The sequence below is a fragment of the Photobacterium angustum genome, from assembly GCF_003026365.1.
In the GTDB taxonomy this organism is placed as follows: domain Bacteria; phylum Pseudomonadota; class Gammaproteobacteria; order Enterobacterales; family Vibrionaceae; genus Photobacterium; species Photobacterium angustum.
The window spans coordinates 217,117-240,912 of sequence record NZ_PYOM01000001.1 but is presented as its reverse complement, the minus strand read 5'-3'; the positions used below and the strand labels follow the sequence as shown (position 1 = coordinate 240,912).

25 protein-coding genes are annotated in these 23,796 nt (G+C 41.4%); 2 read left to right on the top strand and 23 right to left on the bottom strand.

What is annotated here, in order from left to right; translation table 11 throughout:
• Positions 1-73: 73 nt before the first annotated feature.
• The 10 genes from CTN01_RS01265 to ccmA all read right to left on the bottom strand — a co-directional run bounded on the left by CTN01_RS01265 (position 74) and on the right by ccmA (position 8,166).
• Positions 74-874 (bottom strand): MlaA family lipoprotein, encoded by an 801-nt coding sequence (locus CTN01_RS01265; protein WP_045148084.1) that lies wholly within the window; start codon positions 872-874, stop codon positions 74-76.
• 68 nt (positions 875-942) lie between these two features.
• Positions 943-2,223: a c-type cytochrome biogenesis protein CcmI gene (ccmI, locus tag CTN01_RS01260; RefSeq protein ID WP_045148082.1), complete on the bottom strand. Its 1,281-nt coding sequence runs from the start codon at positions 2,221-2,223 to the stop codon at positions 943-945.
• Positions 2,220-2,735, bottom strand: a complete 516-nt coding sequence (locus tag CTN01_RS01255) for a cytochrome c-type biogenesis protein (protein ID WP_005370358.1) — start codon at positions 2,733-2,735, stop codon at positions 2,220-2,222. The genes ccmI and CTN01_RS01255 overlap by 4 nt, the downstream gene beginning before the upstream one ends.
• Positions 2,735-3,289, bottom strand: coding sequence for a DsbE family thiol:disulfide interchange protein (locus CTN01_RS01250; RefSeq protein WP_005370356.1), 555 nt, complete (start codon positions 3,287-3,289; stop codon positions 2,735-2,737). The genes CTN01_RS01255 and CTN01_RS01250 overlap by 1 nt, the downstream gene beginning before the upstream one ends.
• Positions 3,282-5,264 (bottom strand): heme lyase CcmF/NrfE family subunit, encoded by a 1,983-nt coding sequence (locus tag CTN01_RS01245; RefSeq protein ID WP_045148081.1) that lies wholly within the window; start codon positions 5,262-5,264, stop codon positions 3,282-3,284. Before CTN01_RS01245 ends, CTN01_RS01250 begins: the two co-directional genes overlap by 8 nt.
• On the bottom strand, positions 5,261-5,746 hold the full coding sequence (gene ccmE / locus CTN01_RS01240; RefSeq protein ID WP_005370352.1) for a cytochrome c maturation protein CcmE: 486 nt from the start codon (positions 5,744-5,746) through the stop codon (positions 5,261-5,263). Before ccmE ends, CTN01_RS01245 begins: the two co-directional genes overlap by 4 nt.
• The gene (gene ccmD / locus CTN01_RS01235) at positions 5,743-5,949 is read right to left on the bottom strand and encodes a heme exporter protein CcmD (protein WP_045082746.1); all 207 of its coding nucleotides are present in this window, start codon (positions 5,947-5,949) and stop codon (positions 5,743-5,745) included. Before ccmD ends, ccmE begins: the two co-directional genes overlap by 4 nt.
• 7 nt (positions 5,950-5,956) lie before the next feature.
• The gene (locus tag CTN01_RS01230; RefSeq protein WP_005370349.1) at positions 5,957-6,688 is read right to left on the bottom strand and encodes a heme ABC transporter permease; all 732 of its coding nucleotides are present in this window, start codon (positions 6,686-6,688) and stop codon (positions 5,957-5,959) included.
• A gap of 153 nt (positions 6,689-6,841) precedes the next feature.
• Positions 6,842-7,510 carry a heme exporter protein CcmB gene (gene ccmB / locus CTN01_RS01225; RefSeq protein ID WP_005370346.1) on the bottom strand — a complete coding sequence of 223 codons (669 nt, stop codon included), beginning with the start codon at positions 7,508-7,510 and terminating at the stop codon, positions 6,842-6,844.
• A 5-nt stretch (positions 7,511-7,515) separates the two neighbouring features.
• A complete protein-coding gene (gene ccmA / locus CTN01_RS01220; protein WP_045148080.1) occupies positions 7,516-8,166 on the bottom strand; it encodes a cytochrome c biogenesis heme-transporting ATPase CcmA in 651 nt (216 codons plus the stop codon).
• Positions 8,167-8,281: 115 nt separating this feature from the next.
• Here ccmA and CTN01_RS01215 point away from each other — a divergent pair, with 115 nt between their 5' ends.
• Positions 8,282-9,142 (top strand): hypothetical protein, encoded by an 861-nt coding sequence (locus CTN01_RS01215; protein ID WP_045148078.1) that lies wholly within the window; start codon positions 8,282-8,284, stop codon positions 9,140-9,142.
• Positions 9,143-9,145: 3 nt separating this feature from the next.
• Positions 9,146-9,454, top strand: coding sequence for an EscU/YscU/HrcU family type III secretion system export apparatus switch protein (locus tag CTN01_RS01210; protein ID WP_045127285.1), 309 nt, complete (start codon positions 9,146-9,148; stop codon positions 9,452-9,454).
• 3 nt (positions 9,455-9,457) lie between these two features.
• Here CTN01_RS01210 and CTN01_RS01205 read toward each other — a convergent pair whose 3' ends face one another.
• The 13 genes from CTN01_RS01205 to flhB form a co-directional block, all read right to left on the bottom strand.
• Positions 9,458-9,892 (bottom strand): DUF2802 domain-containing protein, encoded by a 435-nt coding sequence (locus CTN01_RS01205; RefSeq protein WP_005370338.1) that lies wholly within the window; start codon positions 9,890-9,892, stop codon positions 9,458-9,460.
• Positions 9,892-10,386, bottom strand: a complete 495-nt coding sequence (locus tag CTN01_RS01200; protein ID WP_005370336.1) for a chemotaxis protein CheW — start codon at positions 10,384-10,386, stop codon at positions 9,892-9,894. Before CTN01_RS01200 ends, CTN01_RS01205 begins: the two co-directional genes overlap by 1 nt.
• A gap of 24 nt (positions 10,387-10,410) precedes the next feature.
• Complete coding sequence (locus CTN01_RS01195; RefSeq protein WP_045148077.1) at positions 10,411-11,361, bottom strand: chemotaxis protein CheW; 951 nt, start codon at positions 11,359-11,361, stop codon at positions 10,411-10,413.
• On the bottom strand, positions 11,354-12,130 hold the full coding sequence (locus CTN01_RS01190; protein ID WP_045082750.1) for a ParA family protein: 777 nt from the start codon (positions 12,128-12,130) through the stop codon (positions 11,354-11,356). The genes CTN01_RS01195 and CTN01_RS01190 overlap by 8 nt, the downstream gene beginning before the upstream one ends.
• A 10-nt stretch (positions 12,131-12,140) precedes the next feature.
• Positions 12,141-13,307: a protein-glutamate methylesterase/protein-glutamine glutaminase gene (locus CTN01_RS01185; RefSeq protein WP_045148075.1), complete on the bottom strand. Its 1,167-nt coding sequence runs from the start codon at positions 13,305-13,307 to the stop codon at positions 12,141-12,143.
• A gap of 76 nt (positions 13,308-13,383) precedes the next feature.
• On the bottom strand, positions 13,384-15,630 hold the full coding sequence (locus tag CTN01_RS01180; protein WP_045148074.1) for a chemotaxis protein CheA: 2,247 nt from the start codon (positions 15,628-15,630) through the stop codon (positions 13,384-13,386).
• Positions 15,631-15,639: 9 nt separating this feature from the next.
• Positions 15,640-16,359, bottom strand: coding sequence for a protein phosphatase CheZ (locus CTN01_RS01175; RefSeq protein WP_005370327.1), 720 nt, complete (start codon positions 16,357-16,359; stop codon positions 15,640-15,642).
• Between the two features lie 48 nt (positions 16,360-16,407).
• Positions 16,408-16,779, bottom strand: coding sequence for a chemotaxis response regulator CheY (cheY, locus tag CTN01_RS01170; protein WP_005370326.1), 372 nt, complete (start codon positions 16,777-16,779; stop codon positions 16,408-16,410).
• A gap of 64 nt (positions 16,780-16,843) precedes the next feature.
• The gene (locus CTN01_RS01165; protein WP_045082753.1) at positions 16,844-17,566 is read right to left on the bottom strand and encodes an RNA polymerase sigma factor FliA; all 723 of its coding nucleotides are present in this window, start codon (positions 17,564-17,566) and stop codon (positions 16,844-16,846) included.
• Positions 17,559-18,449, bottom strand: coding sequence for a MinD/ParA family protein (locus CTN01_RS01160; protein ID WP_045127289.1), 891 nt, complete (start codon positions 18,447-18,449; stop codon positions 17,559-17,561). The genes CTN01_RS01165 and CTN01_RS01160 overlap by 8 nt, the downstream gene beginning before the upstream one ends.
• Positions 18,442-20,154 carry a flagellar biosynthesis GTPase FlhF gene (gene flhF, locus CTN01_RS01155; RefSeq protein WP_045148072.1) on the bottom strand — a complete coding sequence of 571 codons (1,713 nt, stop codon included), beginning with the start codon at positions 20,152-20,154 and terminating at the stop codon, positions 18,442-18,444. The genes CTN01_RS01160 and flhF overlap by 8 nt, the downstream gene beginning before the upstream one ends.
• Positions 20,155-20,205: 51 nt before the next feature.
• Entirely contained in the window at positions 20,206-22,302 is a 2,097-nt protein-coding gene (gene flhA / locus CTN01_RS01150; RefSeq protein WP_045148071.1) for a flagellar biosynthesis protein FlhA, read from the bottom strand.
• Positions 22,303-22,665: 363 nt separating this feature from the next.
• Positions 22,666-23,796 (bottom strand): flagellar biosynthesis protein FlhB, encoded by a 1,131-nt coding sequence (gene flhB, locus CTN01_RS01145; protein ID WP_045148070.1) that lies wholly within the window; start codon positions 23,794-23,796, stop codon positions 22,666-22,668.

The following is a 23,796-nucleotide window of genomic DNA, read 5'->3' as shown; positions in this document are numbered from 1 at the left end:
AAAACAATCTAGCTATAAACAATACAACATATAAAAAGACCTCCTTATTGGAGGTCTTTTTTATCAACGAATGTTACTGATCATCAATTTCATCAAGATAACTATCATCAAAACTATCTGCTTGTTGCTCTTGATCAACTTTGCCATCACTGGCGATAAAGTCTTTATGTTGAATATAAGCATCACGTGTGAAAACATAAGGATCTGGTGAATTATCAAGCATAGCTTCTTGTTTAACCAAAGCTGCACGATCTTCCATACCTTCAAATAGCCACTTACCAACCCCCTGCCAAATATTAAGAAAACTCAGCATCGGATAATATGTATCAACAGTATCTGTAAATCCACGCATTGTTGCTGGACCATAGCCAGGGATCATGATGTATGGTCCATTCGGGACGCCGTAATAACCTAACGTATCATCAAAACGGCGTGATTCTGGTTTATTAATGTCGGCAGCTGATGCGATATCAATTAAACCACCCAACCCAAAGACTGTGTTGATCCAAAAACGATTAAAATGGGTGACGGCAGCTTTACCATTTAGTGATAGCAAGCTATTAACCATACTTGCAGGCTCATCTAAATTTGATAAAAAATTCATGATGCCTTTACGAACAGGGGTTGGCGTATAATCGACATAAGCCAATGAAACAGGGCGAGCGATATACGGATCTAAATAGTTGTAATTAAGATCCCACATAGCACGGTTAAACCCCTCCAAAGGGTCATAAACGCCATTACTATCACTGTCAACATCAATATGATCAATAATATTGTTAGAGGTAATTTGTTTTGACGGTTCATCTGGTGTTTGCGCACAACCGACTAACCCCAGAGAAAGCCAAATTATAAGTAATAAAATTCTATTCAAAACATATATCCAATAAAAAGCAGGCTGGACAATAATATCCAGCCTGCTCTATTTGTTCCAGTATTGAATTAATATTGTTTATTAATTAATACTTTTGTATCACCACCAAGCATCACTTTCTGGCTTTCGCCATACCAGTCACCTTGTTTGGTCATGACGTTACCATCACTATCAATGCGAGCACGGACAATCATTTCAGATAATGACGATAGCTTACGCTGCGGCATCATGCTGTCTTTATCCGTTAACGTAATCGTTAATGGGAAAGGTGTTGTCAGTGGTAGCTTTACAGCTGCAATTGGCATTGGTGCACCATCAGCGCTATGAACAGAGATAATAATATCGCCCTGCTTTGGCATCACTACATTTGGCGCTAATGAAATTATCGCCACTACCTGCTGTTTTGCTTGTTCAGCACTAACTTTTGGTGCAGCAATCGCAGCTGAACCATTTACGATAGCCTTCGCTTTATCATCAGCATTTAAACGCTCTTGTGCGCGTTCGATACTACGATCAAGCATAGGTGCACGAGAATCATCAGGGCCGATAAGTTTCTTCATCATCGTCCAGTAAGCAATCGCTTGTTCAAACTTGTTTTGCTCAAACGCATCGAAAGCTAATAGCGATAATGCTTGCACGTTAGTATGATCTTTTTTAACGACATTACGTAGTAACTGACGAGCCGTATCACTTGCACCCGGCTTACCACTTAGCATTAATGACTGTGCGTAACCTAGCTGAATGTCCCCATCAACAGGGTTTAAGTCATAGGCTTTTTTCATTGCCATTTCAGCGGTTTCACCATCACGATTTGCCATTGCGATACGACCTAACAATAACCACCCCATAGGATCATCACCATCATCGTGCAATTTAGTACGTAATGCTAAAGTCAGATCCGACATATCTTGATCAGACAGTGGTTCATTAGCTGCGTTATCACCCAGTAAGCGTTGAGAAAGTTGAGGAAGACGATTTACCGCATCATGCCACGCTTCTACTTTCTGAATACCACCCACAGAGGCGTACATACCATAACTCACACCAACTATTAAGATAATACCAGGTAACAACATCCCAGCACTCACTTGAACAGATTTCTTCACTTCACTTTCAGGTATATCATCGAGCAGTGATTGTTGAAGCTCAGAAACTAATTCTTGGCGATTCTCAACCAAACCTTCTTGTGATTCGTTTTCAAGTTCATGAATACGATCTTTAAAGAATGCTTTGTTCAATTCATCTCGGCTTGCTACATCATCGTACTCTTTACCGTACAACATAGGCACAGCAAAAAATGCTATCGCAATAAGTACTAAGACAGCAGTTATAATCCAAAACAGCGTCATTTGTTTACCTTTGATTGAGTATCAACACTTTCAGCATCTTGCTGTTCCATCTCTGCAAGCAGTGCTTTTAATCGTTTAGCTTCTTCCTCATCTAATTGAGCCTGCTCAACTTTTTCACCGTTTTTACGCGTACGATAAACCAGAACAGTAAAACCAATAACGATAAACAGAATAGGACCAACCCATAAAATTGCAGTCGAAGCTGTCATCGGCGGATTGTACGTAACAAAGTTACCGTAACGCGCAATCATGTAATCAATAATTTGCTGACTGGTTTTGCCTTCTTGAAGAAGCTCAAATGTTTTCTGGCGCATATCTTGCGCCAAGGTTGCATTTGAATCAGCAATATTATTGTTCTGACACTTAGGACAACGTAATGTTGCCGTTAGCTCTTGGAACTGCTTTTCTTGTTCCGCATTTTTAAAGTCATAAACATCAATCGATGCAAATGCTGGTAACGCAGCGGTTAACGCAATCGTTGCAGCTATAACAAGGGCAAATAAACGTTTCATTAACCTTTTGCCTCCGCTTTTAGCTTGTTGTACAACGGCTCAAGCGTTTCCTTCCAATTTTCAGGGTTAACATCACCCACATGGCGGTAACGAATAATACCGTTAGCATCAATAAGGAATGTTTCTGGTGCGCCATACACACCTAAATCCATACCTAACATACCGTTACCGTCATAAAGTGTATGTAAATAAGGATTACCCAATTCAGTTAACCAACCAATTGCTTTCTCACGCTGATCTTTGTAGTTCAGACCAATGATTTTAACGCCTTGTTTAGCTAACGTATTTAAGTATTGGTGCTCTGCATAACATGTCGGACACCATGTAGCCCACACGTTAAGCAATAATGGTTCACCTTTGAAAATCGTTTGTTGATACTCTTTTCCAGGTTGAAACAAATCTTCTAACTTAAACGTTGGCACTGGTTTGCCAACCAATACCGATTCTAATTTTGTTGGATCATCACCATCAGCATTGCGGGTTAACTGCACCATAAACATAATAACCAGTGCAATGAACAGGACTAACGGAATAAAGAGGAACTTCTTATTCATGGGTTAACTTTGCCTCTGACGATTTATTACTCACTGTTGCAGGTTTGCGGAAACGGTAACGTTTATCACTGATCGCTAATGCGCCACCTAACGCCATTAACAATGCACCCGCCCACATCCAGTTCACAAATGGTTTGTAGTAAATACGAACGGCCCATGCGCCATCACCAAGCTTCTCACCCATAGCAACATACAAGTCGCGAGTAATACCGCTATCAATTGCCGCTTCTGTCATCATAGAGCCCGCAACACTGTAGAAACGTTTTTCAGCATGCAGTGTTGTTACGTTAATACCACGACGGCTAATATTGAAATCAGCAATATATCCATCATAGTTAGGACCATCTGCATCACGTAATCCAGCAAAGTGGAAATCATAACCTTTCACGTTAACAGATTGACCCGGCGATAAACGTAAATCACGTTCGATATCGTAATTAGATACTAGTGTGATACCAATGATAGATATCGCTAAACCAATATGGCCTAGCACCATCGCCCAATGGCTGCGACCTAATTTACCTAAGCCATCAACAAAAGTATGACGGTGTGTCGCACGCTCAAATAACTCAAAGCCATGCATCACAATGATCCATACAGCCATCATCATCCCTAACACCGCAAGCGGTTCAACCACACTTGCCGTAAAGTAAATAACAAGGTATGAAAATGGAATCGTGATTAGTGCAGAAATAATCATTGGTTTGCGAACATGTTTGAAATTATCGCGCTTCCAACGAACAAGAGGACCAATACCCATAATAAAGGCAAACGGGATCATCAACCATGTAAATAGCATGTTGAAGAAAGGCACACCGATAGAAACAGAGCCTAAACCAATTTGCTTATGTACTAATGGTAACAATGTACCAATAAGTACAACCATTAAGCCTGCAACAAGTAAAATGTTGTTAGCTAGTAATAGGTTTTCACGTGAGAACAAGCTGTAGTTACCACGAGAACGAATTTGGCCACCACGTAATGCATACAGCAGTAAAGAACCACCGATAACAACCACAAGGAAACCAAGAATAAACATACCGCGAGCAGGATCTGACGCAAATGCGTGTACAGAAACCAATACGCCAGAACGAACTAAGAACGTACCTAATAGGCTTAATGAGAATGCAGAGATCGCAAGCAGTACTGTCCACGCTTTAAATGTGCCACGCTTTTCTGTTACTGATAGCGAGTGCATTAACGCTGTACCTGCAAGCCATGGCATAAATGATGCGTTTTCTACTGGATCCCAGAACCACCAGCCACCCCAGCCAAGTTCGTAGTAAGCCCACCATGAACCTAGTGCGATACCTACCGTTAGGAATGACCATGCAGCGATTGTCCATGGACGAGACCAACGTGCCCAAGCTGTATCTAAACGGCCTGTCATCAACGATGCAATAGCAAAAGAGAACGCAACAGAGAAGCCTACATAGCCCATGTAAAGCATTGGCGGGTGAATAATTAGACCCGGATCTTGCAATAATGGGTTTAGATCACGACCTTCGACAGGGAATACCGGTAGCGTACGTAAAAATGGGTTAGAAGTAATGATAATAAACAGTAAGAAACCCACTGCGATCATACCCATTACCGATAAGACACGAGAAACAGATTCAAGTGGCATATCACGGCTAAAACGCGCAACAGCAGCAGCCCAACCCGCTTGGATAAGTACCCACAGCAGTAATGAACCTTCGTGCGCGCCCCATACCGCTGTAATGCGGTAATACCACGGTAATAAACTTGTCGAGTTACTGGCTACATACGCAACAGTAAAATCATTGTTATAGAATGACCAACATAAAATAACAAAAGATAAGGATAAAAAAGCAAAAACACCGTATGCCAATGGTCGTGCCATGCGCATCATTGCTTGGTTACCGACTACAGCACCATATAGCGGATAAATACTGGCCAGCACCGATAAGGCAAGGGCAGTAATAAGGGCAAAATGGCCTATTTCAGGGATCATTGAGCACTACCTTGTAGTTGTTCTTCAGTATATTGAAGTTTTGAGTGATTTTTCTTCATCGCATCAGCGACTTCAGGCGGCATATAATTTTCATCATGCTTAGCCAGTACTTCGTGTGCTTTTATTGTTGTTGGACCAACGAGTACACCTTGCGCGACAATACCCTGCCCTTCACGGAAGAGATCAGGCAAGATACCGTCATAAGTTACGGTAACTGAAGGGCCTACATCAGCAACTTTAAAACTAACTTCTAAAGATTCAGGATCACGCTTCACAGAGCCTTTAACCACCATGCCACCAATACGTAAACGCTGTCCGACTTCTGGTTTAGTACCATCAGGCTTACCATTAACAAGTTCGGTTGGGGTGTAGAATAAATCCATATTTTGATTTAACGCATAAAGCACTAAACCAATGGTAGCACCAAGGCCTAAAATAAGCGCTAACACTAAGGCGAGACGCTTCTTACGTCTTGGGGTCATAGCGTATTCTCCATCTTTTTCGCATCTTTAATACGTTGTTCACGTGCGATTTTATTTTTAATATCACCTAATACGCGACGATGGGTGGCCATACTAGAAAAGAGGATCCATAGCATCGCCACAAATGAGATGCCAAACGCACTCCATACATAAGCAGCGTAGCCACCCATTGCAAAAAAGTCGCTCATAGAATCAAAATGCATACTAACCTCACTTCACTAGCTCACGCACCCAAGGGCGGTGACTTTCGCGGATAAGAATTTCATTACGTAGGCGGATCATAGTCACCGCACCGAAGAAACAAGCAAAACCGACAATACCAATAAGTAACGGCCATAACATATCTGTTGACATAGAAGGCTTAGCAAATTTAGTAATGGTTGCACCTTGGTGAAGGGTATTCCACCACTCGACAGAGAAGTGAATGATAGGAATATTGATCACACCAACAATCGCTAAAATACCCGCCGCTTTGGCTGCTGTTTTCTGATCATCAAAAGCGTTATACAACGCAATAACACCAAGATATAAAAATAGAAGAATGAGTTCAGATGTTAAACGCGCATCCCATACCCACCATGTGCCCCACATTGGCTTGCCCCAAATAGCACCAGTGATCAGTGCAATAAAGGTAAACACTGCACCAATCGGCGCCATCGCAGCAGCAGCCATATCCGATAATCGGATCTGCCACACTAAACCAATGAACGCAGCAATAGCCATTGATACATAAGCACCCATAGACCAGATTGCAGCGGGAACATGTAAGTAAATAATTCTAAAACTATCACCCTGTTGATAATCCGCTGGCGCAAACATTAAGCCCCAAATAGAACTGACAACAATGGCAATTAAGCTAATAATGGCAAACCAAGGGAGTAACTTACCGCACAAGCGATAGGTATTCTCGGCTTTAGCGTAGGGATGTAACCACTTCCACATAATGCTTTCTACTCGTTATATAGTTATAAATACGTCATTAAAGCCAAGTTACGTCACAAAATAATAGGATTTTGTAATGTAACTTAGCCTTATAAATCTTTATCTGTTGGATAAAAAAACAAAATGGAAGACATGAACGTCTCCACTATTGATTTAGTTCACACTGATCCTTAGCGATGCCGCAACCGCAAAAGGTGCTAACGTTAAAGACGCCACCAACATGGCCGCCATTAATGCTAATTGCCCGTTATATGCCATCCCTAGGCCTGCAGCTTCTATTGCAGAGGTTGCGAATATAAGCACAGGTATATATAACGGTAATATGAGCAAGCTCAATAAAACGCCACCTTTTCGTAATCCAACCGTTAAAGCGACACCAATTGCCCCTAAAAAGCTTAATGTTGGTGTACCTACTAGCAATGTGAGTACAACAGCTACCCATGTATCCCAATTTAAGGACAATAAAATCGCTAATAAGGGACTAATTAAAATCAGCGGCAAACCTGTCAACAACCAATGCGCAAGCATTTTGGCAAAGGCTGATACCGCTAATGGTGTCGGCATTAATAACATTTGCTCAAGCGAGCCATCGGCATAATCATCACGGAAGAGGCGTTCCATTGATAATAACGCTGCTAACAATGCAGCTACCCAAATGATCCCAGGAGCAATACGTGCAAGCAATTTAGGCTCAGGACCAATACTTAATGGAAATAAGGTGATCACAATAATAAAGAACCACAATGGGTTCATCACATCTGCACGTCGACGAAAAGCAATTAACAATTCACGACGAATAATTTGAACAATAGAATTAAGCACCGTGATCACTGCCCTAACTTGATTTTTCGTAAATGATTACTATCCGTAAACATATCTTGGTGCGTGGTTAATAACACCATGCCACCACGTTCAACATGAGATAAAAACAAGTTCTCAATTACCTTAACACCTTGCTTATCAATCGCCGTTAATGGCTCATCAAGCACCCATAATTTATGATTACTTAACCATAGACGCGCTAATGCAACACGGCGTTGCTGGCCTGCAGATAGTTGCCCTGCTGGTACATCTTCACGCCCAGCTAACCCGACATGCGCCAATGCTTGCCATAATGCGTCCTCACCCATAACTTGTGGGGAACCCTTGAGATCTGAGCCTTGATTGCATTTATGCATGGCTTGAAAAAAAGCCAAGTTCTCAAAGGCGGTGAGTTCGCGCTTTACACCAGTTTGGTGACCAAGAAACAGCAACTCTTGATGGTAATCTTCTCGTGCAACCTGAATATCTTCTTGATTCCAAAAAACCTGTCCACTATCAGCGCGGCCTAACCCGGCAATAATTCGTAACAGTGTGGTTTTACCTGCGCCATTATGGCCTTCAATTTGAACTAACTCGCCACTTGATATAGTGAAACTGAGTTCGTCAAACAATAAACGTTCGTCACGAACGCTGCTTAAGTCTGCTACAGACAACATATAAATGATGTATCCTAGGTGTCACAAATCAGTCCGCATAATACCACAATGGCTAATAATTTAGCTAAGCTACGGACATATTCATCGTTAACTAACGTAAGTAAATGTGAAATAAATGCGCATCAATTCAACGCCATCTCACTCCCCTAGCGCAGCAAAAGCTGCCCAAATTGAGAAACCTTCATCAGCTAATATAAAGAGCCAAGCGCCACTATTTACGAGCACTGGAGGAAAAGACCAGAATCTTGTTTCCCAATTGCCGCAATTATTGTTATCCATAAACAGCTTGCAACGTTTAGTTACACTTTTATCTAACCCGTTAAACTCTGGTTCAGCTAGATTAGCCACATCACCTTCTAACAGCCTAAATACTATTTTCCAGCAGCTCTTTGCCCCTCAAAATCAAGCCAGCTTAATCGCTTGGTTACAACAAGGTGGAGAACGAAAACCTTTAGCCCTGTTATTACAGCAACTATCTCAACCACAAAGCCAGTTAAACCAATGGTTAAAAACGTTAAGCCCTGAGCAACAGCAAGATATTCCCGCTCTATTAAGGCTTGCCGCTGAACAACGAGGGCCTGAAACACATCGTACACAAGATACCAATAGTATTTATTTACAGTGGCCGATAAATAACAACCAATCTATTGATATTAAAATAAAAAATGAGCACGAGGATTCAAAATCAAATGCCGACAAGAATATCAATTCCTGTTGGACGGTCAAATTGGCATTACCTATTGGTGCAATAGATATACTTAATGTTACAGCCCAATGGGAAAACAACATATTAAAAACGGTATTTGAAACCGTTAATCCACTGTTGTTACATAAAATAGAGCAGGTCTCACCGCTACTTTTTTCTCGTATGGCACAGTTAGGTATTAACTGCGAATCTCCTAAATTTATGCAAGCTCAAGATAAAGAGTCTAATGACCACTTAGCCTCTTCTAATGGCTTATTGATTAAGGTCTGAGTGATGGCAACAGATAAAAAAACAACCTCACATGCAATTGCACTTAAATATGATGGTGAAAAATCACCTTATATTACAGCCAAAGGCCACCAGCATTTGGCTGAACATATTATCGAACAAGTAAAACAGCACGGTGGCTTAATTCATCAAGATCCCGTACTGGCACAATATCTAAATAGCTTTGATGTCGGTGATGAAATCCCACAAGAGTTATATTTGATTATTGCCGAACTGATTGCTTTTTCATGGTACTTAAACGGTAAAACCCCTCCAGGATGGGAGGGGCTTGAAGATATTGATATATCAGTATAACGATTAACGTCGACGGTGTTTTTGCATCGTCTGTTGTAAGCGAAGCAAAAGTTCAGCTTCTGCTTTAGGTAAATCACACTCGTTCATCAATTCATGTACATCAGCGCCCAACTCTACCATTTTACTGGCACGACTATATAAACGTCCTTCGGGATCGTTCATCATGATCTCTGTTTGACGATCTTCAACTACTTCTAACTGATGTGACATATCAGCCAGTTTGTGGCTCATACCCATTGTACCTGCACGCAATTCATTGAACTCTTTATTCAAGCGTTCATTTTGTAAACGGGCATTTTTCAATACAGTTTCAATGGCAGCAAATTTTGTTTCTAAACTCCGTCGCGCTTTACGCTCGCGAAGCAATAACACAGTAAAGATTATAACCGCCAATACACTAATAACAGTTGGTATCCACTGTAGCAGAACAGTATTCATTACAAGTACGCCATCTCATCCCATTCTTCATCAGATAGCAGCTTATTAAGATCAACTAAGATAAGTAATTGTCCTTCGCGGTTACTTACACCTTGAATAAACTTCGCACTCTCTTCAGTACCCACACTTGGCGTGCTATCAATTTCAGAACTACGTAAATAAACCACTTCAGCGACACTATCGACAAGAATACCAATCACTTGTTTTTCTGCTTCAATAATAACAATACGTGTATTATCAGAGATCTCACCCGGAGCTAATCCAAAACGAGAGCGAGTATCGATAACTGTAACGACATTGCCGCGAAGATTAATAATACCGAGCACATAATCAGGTGCACCTGGAACTGGCGCGATTTCTGAATAACGCAAAACCTCACGGACTTGCATAACATTAATACCGTAAGTCTCATCTTCTAGCTGAAATGTCACCCATTGCAGAACCTGATCATTCGCTCCGTCTTTTTGGATCTCAGCGATATTTACCTGTGACATGCTATTCCCTCTTAAGGTCCTGTATTACTCAATACTATTTACATCCAATCCATTATTTAGCATTGCGATCAACGCATTAACATGGATAAGTGCACACATTTTATCTTTTACCATACCCGCAAGCCAAGGGCGTTTTCCTGCCTTCTCTCGCCAGCGAATATCATTTCCATTAAGCACCTTGGTGCCATGCAGTTTATCGCTAGCCAGCCCCCATTGGCTATCGCCAAGCATCACAATATAACGATAATTATCACGATACTCATCACCAACTAGCTTCTCTGGCATCACCCAACGTGCAGTATCAACCACATCTAACTTTTGCTCGCGTGTTGACTGTAGACCCAAATACCAATTAGGGCGCCCAAGTAAACGGTTAAGATCGCCAAGTTGATGAATACCACCCAACTCCGTGAGTGCAACAGCAAATGTCACACCATTAACTTCAAAAAATAGCGCTTGAAACGCTTGCTCCATTCCATGATGTGCCCACTGTTCTGGTGGAATTAACCCGGCATCTTCAGCAATTGTAGCGGTTTCAATAACCTCTGTTACAACGGTATCTTCCGCTATATTTTCAGCACTAGCACACGTAGGTTCTACTTCTTTAATAGAAGTTAGTTGCTCTGGTATTACTTGTTCTGTTTCTGAAACAATTTGTTGTGGATTTGCAGTTTGTACGACATTTTCTTGAATATCATCAACATAATTTTCATCAACTTTACTCAATAGTCGTTCAATATCTTGTCGATTTGACGGCTCTGCATAATCAACAGCAACATTAGGCTCTGGCTTAAATTCATTTAACTTGGGTTGAAATAACGTAGGCGCTACTTCAACATTTTCAATACTTGGTTTATCGACGTCTAAAACAGGATCTTGAATCTCCGCAGATACAGCAACTTCATTTGATTCTTCTAATAAATCAAAAAAATAATCATCTAGGGCTTGATCACTTGAAAGTGGCTTACTATGCATGATTGTCTAACCGTTCTACATATTTTAATAACGTTTTGTAAGCAAACACACCACGACAGTTTCGGGCATATAATGATGGTGGCATATGTTTAATGCTGGCATCACGGAACTTTGTATCAATAGGTACCGCGGACGCCCAAACTTGTTCAGGGAAACGAACCTTGAGTTCTTGCAACGTTTGGAGTGATGCTCGTGTTCGTTTATCGTACATGGTTGGAACAATCGTGACATTAAAACCAGACGGCTTAGAACGCTGCATAATTTGTAACGTCCTCATCATTCTTTCTAAGCCTTTCATGGCTAAAAACTCTGTTTGTACTGGAATAAGAATACGATCGCTCGCCGCCAATGCGTTGACCATCATCACCCCCAAAATGGGTGGGCAATCTATCAGTACGTAATCATAGTCATCAACCAAACTATGTAGGGCTTTTTTTAACACTAACCCCATACCACTGCGATTTCCCATCACACGATCAAGTGTTGCCAGTGACATATGGGCAGGAATAATATCAATATTATCAAATGCAGTTTTAAGGATAAGTGGTTTTACGCTGGCTTTATTCACTACGGGTAATTGAAACAAATCAAATAAACTAGCGGGTACTTGCTCTGAATCAAAATTTAAATACGTTGTTAACGATGCGTGTGGGTCGGTATCGACTAATAAAACACGTTTATTTTGCTCACTCAGCAATCCAGCTAATGTAATTGTGGTTGTGGTTTTACCTACTCCACCTTTTTGATTAGCAATACTCCAAACAATCACCCCTTGATCCTCACTGTAAACCTAGTTCTATTAAAATACATTCAGCAATACGATCTAAAGGTAAGTCATGGCTTGATATACCCGCTTTAGCAACAGCTTGAGGCATACCGTATACCACACAACTGTCTTCATCCTGCGCCCAAATAGTTGAACCACTATTTTTTAGCATTCTTGCGCCATCTCGACCATCAGCGCCCATACCGGTTAATACCATTGATAGGACTTTGTCTTGATAGACTTTAGACGCAGAACCAAATGTAACATCAACGCATGGTTTATAATTCATGCGCTCACCGCTATCAATAATACGTAACCTTGATGCGCCAGGTCGACCATCAAGCATCATTTGTTTACCGCCTGGAGCGAGATACGCCATACCAGGTTTCAACATATCCCCATTTTCCGCTTCTTTCACTCCAATTTTGCACAGCTGATCTAATCGTGCTGCAAAAGCTGCGGTAAATGTCGCAGGCATGTGCTGAATAAGCACTATCGGATATGGAAAATTAGCAGGTAGCTGAGTCAATATTTTTTGTAATGCTACAGGGCCCCCCGTAGATGTACCAATTGCAACAATCTGGTATTTTTTTCCTGACGCTTTAAAACGTAATGCGGGTTTGACAACAGATGCACGGGCACTTCTTGAAGATGAAACAGATGAAGGTTCAGCCTGCAAGCGTGACGTTAGCGTTGGTTTCGTCGTCGATGTATGAGTGCTTGTTAATGGCGATAATGGAATAGATATTGAGCGCGTAGTAGCACTTCGACGCATAAAAATACGTTTACGTGCAAGCTCTGCAACACGTTTTTGAAGCAGTTCCACGGCTTCATCACGATTACGCGCAATATCTTCAAATTTCTTTGGCAAGAAATCTAACGCACCAGCATCAAGGGCATCAAGCGTCGCTTTGGCACCATCGTGAGTTAACGAAGAGAACATTAAAATTGGAGTCGGTGAAACTTTCATGATCTCGCGAACGGCTGTAATACCATCCATCACGGGCATTTCGATGTCCATTGTGATCACATCAGGTTGCAGTTTTTGAGTTAACTCTACCGCTTCTTTACCATTAATGGCATTGCCAACAACTTCCAACCGACTATCAGCATTGATTATTTCACTTACTCTTCGACGGAAAAAACTTGAGTCATCAACTACTAATACTTTAACTGCCATGTTACTTTCATCCCGTTGAAACGCTTAAACAAAGGGGGTCATCGCCCCCCTCTTTTATTATTATTTGTCGTGCTAATTAATGACCAGCGTAATGTTTTAGTAAGCTTGGCACATCAAGAATTAATGCAATATGACCATCACTGGTAATTGTTGCACCAGCCATACCAGGCGTACCTTGAAGTAAGCTATCTAGTGGTTTTATCACGACTTCTTCTTGACCAATTAAGGTATCAACCACAAAACCAATTCGCTGATGGCCAATTTGAACAATAACGACATGACCATGCCCACGATCTTTATTCGTACGGCCTGTCATATTTGACAACCAATCTTGTAGATAAAACAGTGGGATCGCTTTATCACGAACAATTATTGTTAACTGACCATCAACAGTATTGGTTTTATTCAAATCAAGGTGGAATATTTCATTCACACTTGCCAGTGGCAATGCAAATGGTTGTTCACCGACACCTACCATTAATGTCGGTAAAATAGCTAACGTTAACGGTACTTTAATGTCAATTCGAGTGCCTTTGCCTAGCACTGAATCAATATGAATTGAACCATTAAGCTGATTAATCCCTGTTTTTACAACATCCATTCCCACACCACGACCAGAAATATCAGAGATTTCTTTTTTGGTCGAGAAGCCAGGGGCAAAAATGAGATTATACGCTTCATTGTCAGTAATACGAGAAGCGGCATCTGCATCCATCACACCGCGTTCAACGGCAATACTGCGGAGCTTTTCTGCATCCATACCGCCACCATCATCTTCGATGGTAAGTAGAATATGATCGCCTTCTTGTGATGCTGATAATAATACAGTTCCGGTACGAGGCTTGCCTACCTGCTCACGAACATCCGGCATTTCAATACCATGATCTACAGAATTTCGTACTAAGTGAACCAGAGGATCAGCAAGCGCCTCCACCAAGTTTTTATCTAAATCTGTTTCCTCACCGCGCATTTCCAGTACGATTTCTTTCTTTAAGCTACGCGCTAAATCACGTACAACACGAGGAAAACGACCAAATACTTTCTTGATTGGCTGCATGCGAGTTTTCATCACAGCACCTTGAAGATCTGCCGTTACAACATCAAGGTTTGATACCGCTTTCGACATTTCTTCATCATTGGTGTTTAAACCAAGACTGACTAAACGATTTCGAACTAAAACCAACTCACCGACCATATTCATAATGGTATCAAGCGTTGAAGTATCAACACGAACTGTCGCATCCGCTTGTGGTTTTGACTTCTCTTTCACCGCGACAGGTTTCGCTGAGCGCTCTGCTGGCGGTTGATGTGTCGCAGAAACTGGAGCCGGCGGAGTGACCATCGGCGTTGATTGAGCCGAAGAAACAGCAGCTTCAACCTCGGTTAAATCATTCGCTGTAGATTGAGCAGCAGACGCTTGTTCTTCTAGAGACGGGCTTTTACCTGCGCCATGTAATTCATCAAGCAGACGTTCAAATTCATCATCTGTCATTAAATCATCACTATCACCGGCACCTGTATCTTCCGGCACGGTAGATGATGGTGTTACTGGCGATGCTGTTGGCGATGATGGTGTTGTAACACCTGCCGCTGACGTATCACTATTTCCCGGCCCTTTGCCAGAACCGTGTAATTCGTCTAACAAACGTTCGAATTCATCATCAGTAATATCACCGCTATCAAAATTTAATTGTGTTTCTACATTATTTTGCGCAGTTAGTTCTGGTGTCGTTGGCTTGGATGGGCTTTGGCCAGCACCATGAAGTTCATCAAGTAAGCGATCAAACTCATCTTGAGTCATGTCATCAACACTGTCACCAGTGGTAACATTCTCATTATTTGACGTGATCGCAGGTTCTGACGTCACCTCTGCAATAACATCAACTGGTGGCGCTTCAACTGGCTTAGAAATAGGAGCGATTTCATCTGCTGTTGCGGGCTGGCTGTAATAATGTAAGGCATCTAATAAACGTTGCTCGGCACGATCAAGAGGCTGATGCTCTTTCACTTGTTCAAACATCACATTGATACAGTCAAGCGCTTCTAAAATAACATCCATTAACTCAGATGTTACGCTACGCTTGCCTGTTCGCAGCAAGTCAAAAACGTTTTCAGCGCCGTGACAAGCATCAACCAGTTCGGTTAAAGAAAGAAATCCTGCGCCACCTTTTACCGTATGAAAACCACGGAAAATAGCATTTAATAACTCAGAATCATCGGGGCTTCGTTCAAGCTCTACCAATTGTTCAGAAAGCAATTCAAGAATTTCGCCTGCTTCTATTAAAAAGTCCTGCAGGATATCTTCGTCTAAATCAAAGCTCATAAATTTCCCCTAAAAGCCAAGACTCGAAAGTAAATCATCAACATCATCTTGTGATTCAACAACATCATTACGTTGCTCTGGATTAATAATTGGCCCTTCAGGCTTTAAGGCGTCTTTTTTATCATCAATCACAGTATTCGCGTCTTGTTCCATGCCAAAAGCTTTAAGAATTTCAACTAACCTATCTTCAACTTCATGAACTAACTCAATGACACGTCGAATGATTTGCCCAGTGAGATCTTGGTAGTCCTGAGCCATAAGGATATCGGTAAGGTGGGTACGCAGTGTGCTGCTATCACCTTCAATTTGAACAAGCAATAAATCAATATCGTGACACAATGTTTTAAATTCAGTAAGACCAATCTTACCTGCCATTAAACGCTGCCACTGAGGATGCACTTGCAATAACGTATTATGAAGTTTATCAGCAATAGGTAGCGTGCTTTCAACTGCGTCCATCGTTTTATTGGCGGCTTGCTCCGTTTTATCGATAACATAAAGCAATCGTTCACGAGCATCAGGAATATCAGTTTTCGCTAAATCGTTAACCCTAGGGTCAAGGCGAAAATTAAGTAAAGAATCATGCAACTGGCGAGTAATTTTACCCACCTCTGCAAACATTGGTTCATGGCTATCGGCAACTAATGTTTGTACAAGCGAATTGGCTTCAGCTTGTTGTCCATTTTCTAGCAAGCTGACAAGCTGTTTTGCCTGTTCAAGTGAAATCATGCTTCTTTATCGTCCTTATGCACTACTGATGGTTATTGTTAGCAATCGTTACTGCAAACGTTCGAAAATTTTATCCAATTTTTCTTTCAACGTTGCTGCGGTAAATGGTTTAACAATATAACCATTAACACCTGCTTGTGCGGCTTCAATGATCTGCTCACGCTTTGCTTCAGCAGTAATCATCAATACCGGCAAGTGCTTCAATTGATCATCAGAACGAATATGACGAAGTAAATCAATACCTTGCATCCCTGGCATATTCCAATCCGTTACAACGAAGTCGAAATCACCCTTTTTAAGCATTGGTAAAGCGGTTAATCCATCATCAGCTTCTAAGGTGTTGTTAAAACCTAAATCACGAAGCAGGTTTTTAACAATACGGCGCATTGTTGAGAAGTCATCAACAATGAGAATTTTCATGTTTTTATTCAAGTTTGCCTCCACTGAGAGCCAGTGTTCTTCTAGTTCTAAAAATAAATAATTATTAAGCAGTCCATGCTGTTAATTTTGCACGTAATCGCTGCATTGCTTGGCTGTGTATCTGACAAATTCGTGATTCACTAACACCGATTACCGCACCAATTTCTTTTAAATTAAGCTCTTCGTCGTAATAAAGTGATAAAACTAACGCCTCTCGTTCAGGGAGGGTTTTTATCGCTTCAGCCAATGACGCACGAAAGTTATCATCAACAACACCTTGAAAGGGTGTGTTTTCACCGATACTTTCTTCATTAGCAACGGTATCTTCTGCCACCCCAAGATCACTAATACCGACTAAGCGTCCACAATTAACATCATTTAGTGCTTGATGGTACTGTTCTAACGGCATATCGAGATATTGCGCAATTTCTTGGTCATTAGGATCGCGTCCTAATTCATTTTCAAGGTGAGATATCGCTTCACTTATCTTTCGGCTATTTTTATATACCGAGCGAGGAACCCAATCACCACGACGAATATCATCAAGCATTGCCCCACGAATGCGAATTCCAGCAAAGGTTTCAAAGCTTGCCCCTTTCGTAGGATCATAATTTTGTTGCGCTTCAAGTAAACCTATCATGCCTGCTTGAATTAAATCTTCCACTAAAACACTCGGCGGTAAACGAACCATTAAGTGATGAGCAATGCGTTTAACTAACGATGAGTAACGTTCGATAAATGCTTGTGGACTCTGCTGATATTGACCATAAGCCATCGCTTTATTCACTGTATGGCACCTCCATGGCATGAGAACGTTTTATTAATAAACGCTCAACAAAAAACTCCAGATGTCCACCTGGGTTATGCGGGATAGGCCACGTCATCGCTTTGGTTGATAGTGAATTCAACGCCAATGCAGCAGGGCTACGAGGAAAAGCTTCTACCACTATCTTCTGACGTTTAACGGCTTGTCGAACATTATCATCAAGCGGAATACATGCCACGAGCTCTAAATTAGCATCTAAGAATCGTTCAGTAACACGCGTCAATTTGGTAAACAGATCGCGTCCTTCACGGTAACTACGCACCATATTGGCAACAATTTTAAAGCGTTGAACATCATATTCACGGCTTAAAATTTTAATCAATGCATAAGCATCCGTAATTGATGTGGGTTCATCACAGACAACAACCAGCACATCTTGCGCAGCGCGAGCAAAACTAAGTACCATGTCTGAAATACCTGCAGCGGTATCTACCAGTAGAAAATCAAGATCGTCTTGTAAATTACCAAAAGCTCGAATTAACCCAGCATGCTGTGCTGGTGTTAACTCTGCCATATTTTGAGTACCCGAGGCAGCAGGAATAATTTTTAACCCGTATGGGCCTTCAATAATGATATCTTCCAGCTCACAGATACCCGCCAAAACGTGAGATAAGTTACGCCCTGCACGAAGTCCTAGCATCACATCAACGTTCGCAAGGCCAAGATCAGCATCTAATACCATAACGCGCTTACCTTGACGTGCCATCGACATCGCCATATTTAGCGTAACATTAGTTTTACCGACACCACCTTTACCACCGGTTACAGTAATCACTTTGGTTGAGGTTAACTGAGTCATTCGACGTAAACCGCTTGCTTGATCGTACATTCTGCTCTCAATCATAATAATCTGCCGCCTTATTATCTGAACTATCACTAGACCAGAAATGTGATTGCTGGCTTATCTCTATCTCCAATAATTCATTAGCACGTGACACTAGGTAGTTCCCCGATGCTATTTTGATATCTTCTGGTACACGCTGACCATCTGCTAAATAAGCGATTGGTAATGCATTTTGAATCGCCACGCAGATGATCTCTCCTAAACTTAATGACTCATCAAGCTTTGTTAATACGCAACCAGAAAGCGGAATACGACGAAAATGTTCAATCGTTTCCTGCAACACTCGACGCTGTGATGTCGCTGGCATCACTAAGTAGCTACGAATATGTGCTCCGCTGTTTTTCATCAATGTGTCTAGCTGTTCAGATAACCGAATATCACGCTGCCCCATCCCTGCGGTATCAAGCAATACCAATCGACGATGTCGCAACTGATGTAAGATATCGGCAAGCTCTTCAGCATCTTTAGCAACTCTTACCGGACAGCCCATAATTCGACCATAAGTCGCTAATTGCTCATGAGCACCAATACGATATGTATCTGTCGTCACTAGAGCAATTTGATCTGGACCAAACTCCATTGCCGCACGTGCAGCCAACTTGGCAATTGTCGTAGTTTTACCTACTCCTGTTGGGCCTAATAAAGCCACCACACCGCCAGTATCTAAAATACAATCATCTGTAGTAATAATTTGATCTGATAACAAATCAAGTAATGCTGGCCATGCTTCATTAGGTTGAATATCTTCAGGGATATAGCACGCTAATTGATCGGCTAATTGCTCTGATAGTCCCATTTTTTCAAGACGCTTAATCATCATGGCGCGCATGGGTTCGCGGCGTTCAACTTCCTGCCACATTAAGCCTGATAGCTGATGTTCTAATAAGCGACGTATCGAGAGCATTTCAGATCGCACTTGATCCAGTTCATCTTTACTCGGTTGTGCTTTGGGCTCGTAACGAGAAGGATCTAATCGTGGCTTTTGCGGTGACTGTTCACGTCCATTCATACCATGATCATGCTGAGGGCTATCAAATAACCCGCGACCAACTGATAAATCGCGTTCATATTGCTTTGATGATGGGCGACGGTAATCGCCGATATCTAAATCATGCTTATTCGCTTCAGGCTGACTACGCTGAAATAATGGTGACGTTGATGGTGAACGATTATCACGTGATGAAGGAGCATCTGCATACTGTTGATCAGAATAACGAGAGTAGCCACCTGCCTTTTGTTGCGATGATCGTTCATTTTGCGGGCTGTATGCTGGCTTATGCTCATGTCGAAATGCATTCGCTTCTGAATATAAGCTGTGGATATCCCCTTGCTCGCGCAATTTAGATTGGCGATCAAGTAATGCACTAAGAGAATCAACCTCATTAGGTTGCTCATTCTGCTCTTGGGTTGAGGCATAGTTTTGTAAAACGCTAGCAAATTTCTGCGCCGTTGATTGGTTCAACTGTACCTTGTCATCAGCAAGTTTACGTCTTGCTTGACTTAACCCTTGAGAAACTTCGTCACGAGAACGATGCTGAGTGCTTTGCGCTGCTGGAGGCCTTGTATCAACATCCACCGCTGCCACAATCTCAACACCACCTGAAACTTTCTTATTCGACATAATGACGGCATCTGGCCCAAGCTCTTCTTTGACTTCGCTAAGTGCCGTTCTCATATCCTTGGCAAAAAATCGTTTAATTTTCAAAATATCGTCCTATCTCAGAAAGGGCTTAGGCCGCATCTACAACCACTAACATTAATTACCTACCGCGTTCACAATTCGAATTTGTTTTTCATCAGGCACTTCCTGATATGACAATACCCGTAAACTTGGGATCGTATTTTTAACAAATTTAGCTAATGTTGAACGCAACACACCTGAGGTCAACAATACCGCAGGCTCACCTTTCAATTCTTGTTGCTGAGTCGCTTCTGTTAATGAACGTTGTAAGCGTTCCGCTAATCCAGGCTCAATACCTGAAGATTCGCCACCAGCAGATTGCATGGTTTGATGCAATATTTGTTCCAATTCAGGGACTAAGGTAATCACTGGTAGCTCAACTTCTATTCCATTGATTTCTTGGCAAATTAATCGTTTCAGACCAATACGAACAGCAGCTGTTAATATGTCAGGATCTTGACTCTTACTTGAATACTCCGACAAAGTTTGGACAATGGTTCGAATATCACGTAGTGGAATACCTTCATTTAATAAGTTCTGCATCACTTTCACCACAACCCCAAGAGGTAATTGATCAGGAACAAAACCATCAACCAATTTAGGTGTCGTTTGACCTAACATTTCTAATAGGTTTTGTACCTCTTCATGACCCAGTAACTGTGATGCATGATTTGTCAGTAATTGGCTTAAATGGGTAGCCAATACTGTTGCTGAATCAACAACGGTATAACCTAATGCTTGCGCATGTTCACGTTGTGAGTCTTGTACCCATACAGCTTCAAGACCAAACGCAGGATCGGTTGTCATTTCACCATCAATAGAGCCGAAGACTTGACCAGGGTTAATCGCCAAATCCATTTTTGGGTGAATATTTGCTTCACCACAAGCAACGCCCATTAAACTAATGCGGTAACTGTTAGGTGGGAGCTCTAAGTTGTCGCGAATATGAACCGGCGGGATGAGGAAACCAAAGTCTTGCGATAACTTTTTACGAACACCTTTCACGCGTTCTAACAACTCACCGCCTTGATCTTTATCGACCATTGAAATTAAACGGTAACCCACTTCTAAACCAATAGTATCAACAGGCTGAACATCATCCCATGATAGTTCTTTTAGTGGTTGAGTCGGCGCTAACTCTGTCGGCGGCGCTTGTTTTTCTACAAGTGCTTCTGCTTTCTCTTTCTTTATTCGCCAATAAGCGGCACCACCAATAATGGCGGCAAGCAATAAGAAAGGAATATGAGGCATACCAGGAACAATACCCATAACAAATAAAATCACACCGGTGATGGTCAACGCTTGAGGATTGTTAAACATCTGAAAATACATTTGCTGCCCCATGTCCTCGTCAGTATTTTGACGAGTTACCATCATTGCTGCGCCGATGGATAAGAGTAACGATGGGATTTGAGCAACAAGACCATCACCAATGGTCAATAAGCTATAAATTTCTAGGGCTTGACCAAATGTCAGACCATGCTGACCCATACCAATGATTAAACCACCAATGATATTGATAAAGAGGATCAAGATACCAGCAATGGCATCACCTTTAACAAACTTAGAGGCACCATCCATAGAGCCATAGAAGTCGGCTTCTTTTGTCACTTCAAAACGACGAGTACGTGCTTGCTCTTGATCGATAAGTCCAGCATTTAAGTCGGCATCAATTGCCATTTGCTTACCCGGTAAGGCATCAAGGGTAAAGCGAGCACTAACTTCTGAAATACGACCCGCACCTTTGGTTACAACCATAAAGTTAATGATCATCAAAATAAGGAAGACCACTAAACCCACGGCATAGTTGCCACCAATAACAACCGAACCAAATGCATCAATAACTTGTCCAGCGGCATCAGGACCTTCATGGCCGTGCAATAAAACCACACGTGTAGAAGCAACGTTTAGTGCTAAACGTAATAGCGTGGCAATAAGTAATACGGTAGGAAAAGCAGCAAAATCAAGCGGACGACGGGTATACACCGTTACCAACAGCACCACCAATGAAAGAGCGATATTAAAGGTAAACGTCATATCCAATAGCAACGGTGGCATTGGTAAAATGATCATCGCTAACGTTGCCAATACCATTATAGGCGCACCTATTGATGGCATAGACTTGATACTGGCTAACGGCAATCTATCTGCAAAGGGAATTGAAAGCTTCATTCTGTCTAGTGATCTATTCTTTTATTATTGGTATCAATGTTCGTTTTATAAACAAAAGAAGATAATTAAATAGTCCGTTATTTAATAAAGACGATGAACCATGAATGCATAAAATAAGGTAAAGCAATTATCATGCCTTACATATAAGTCATTTTTTTGACAGTACCAAAAGACTACCAAATTTATAACAGAAAGATAAAAGCAAACGCTATATTTGTGACTTCCTGTCTAATATAAACATTTAATTAAATAACGAGCCTTAATACAATTAATTCCATTAAGGAATTAACGATTAATATACATACAACACAGTTTTAGCCATAATATACTTAATTATCATTCCAATAATAATTCACCTAAAAATTAATGGCGTAATTCTTCAGGTATATCCATTGCAGCTTTAGATAGTGTTGGTTTTTTGCCTTTACCTTTGCGATATTCTTTTAACTGAAATACATAGGCTAATATTTGAGCAACGGCAACAAATAAACCATCTGGAATTTGCTGTTCTAATTCAGTCGTATAATAAATAGCACGAGCTAATGGCGCCGCTGGAACAATATCAATATTATGTTTATTGGCTATCTCCCTGATCTTAAGCGCTAAATGATCGCCTCCTTTTGCAATAACAACGGGCGCAGAGTCCAACTTAGGATCGTAGCGAAGTGCGACAGAGAAGTGCTCAGGGTTGGTAATTACCACGTCAGCCTGCGGTACATCTGCCATCATACGTCGCTGAGCCATTTCACGTTGTAGCATTCTAATACGCCCTTTTACTTCAGGCTTACCTTCCGAATCTTTGTATTCATCTTTAATTTCTTGTTTGGTCATTTTTAATTGCTGATTAAAATTCCAAATTTGAAATGGCACATCAATGGCAACAACAATAAGCAGTGAGCAACAAATTAAAAGAACAAAGTTTAGTAATATATCGATAGCATGAAAGTAATTGGCAGGAAAAACCTCATTACTGAGTTGGAAAAAATCTTCTAAACTCGAAAATATTAAGTAGCAAGCAATACTCCCCACCAGCCCAACTTTCAAAATAGACTTAATTAATTCAACCCAACTTTGCATACCAAACATCCGCTTTATTCCACTGAGCGGATTCATTTTTGATAATTTCGGCATTGCGGCTTGAGTGGAAAAGCGAACGCCACCTACACCAGCAGCCCCAATAAAAGCGGCAACAAACAAAAAAATGAGGACTAAAAATAAAGGCGCTAGAATATAAACAATCGCATCTAAAATAATGACGAATAAACGATCAAGATCGAATATATCATCGCGCGTTAGGCTAAACATTGCCGTCATGATATGACTCAGTGCTTTACTTAACCCTTCTCCAAACCACATTAACCCAACAGCACCAGACACTAATACCGCAACTGACGCTAATTCTCTTGAGCGCGGAACTTGACCTTTCTCTCGCGCCTGCTCAAGCCGTCTGGGCGTGGCGTCTTCGGTACGTTCTTGACCATCAGAATCAGACAT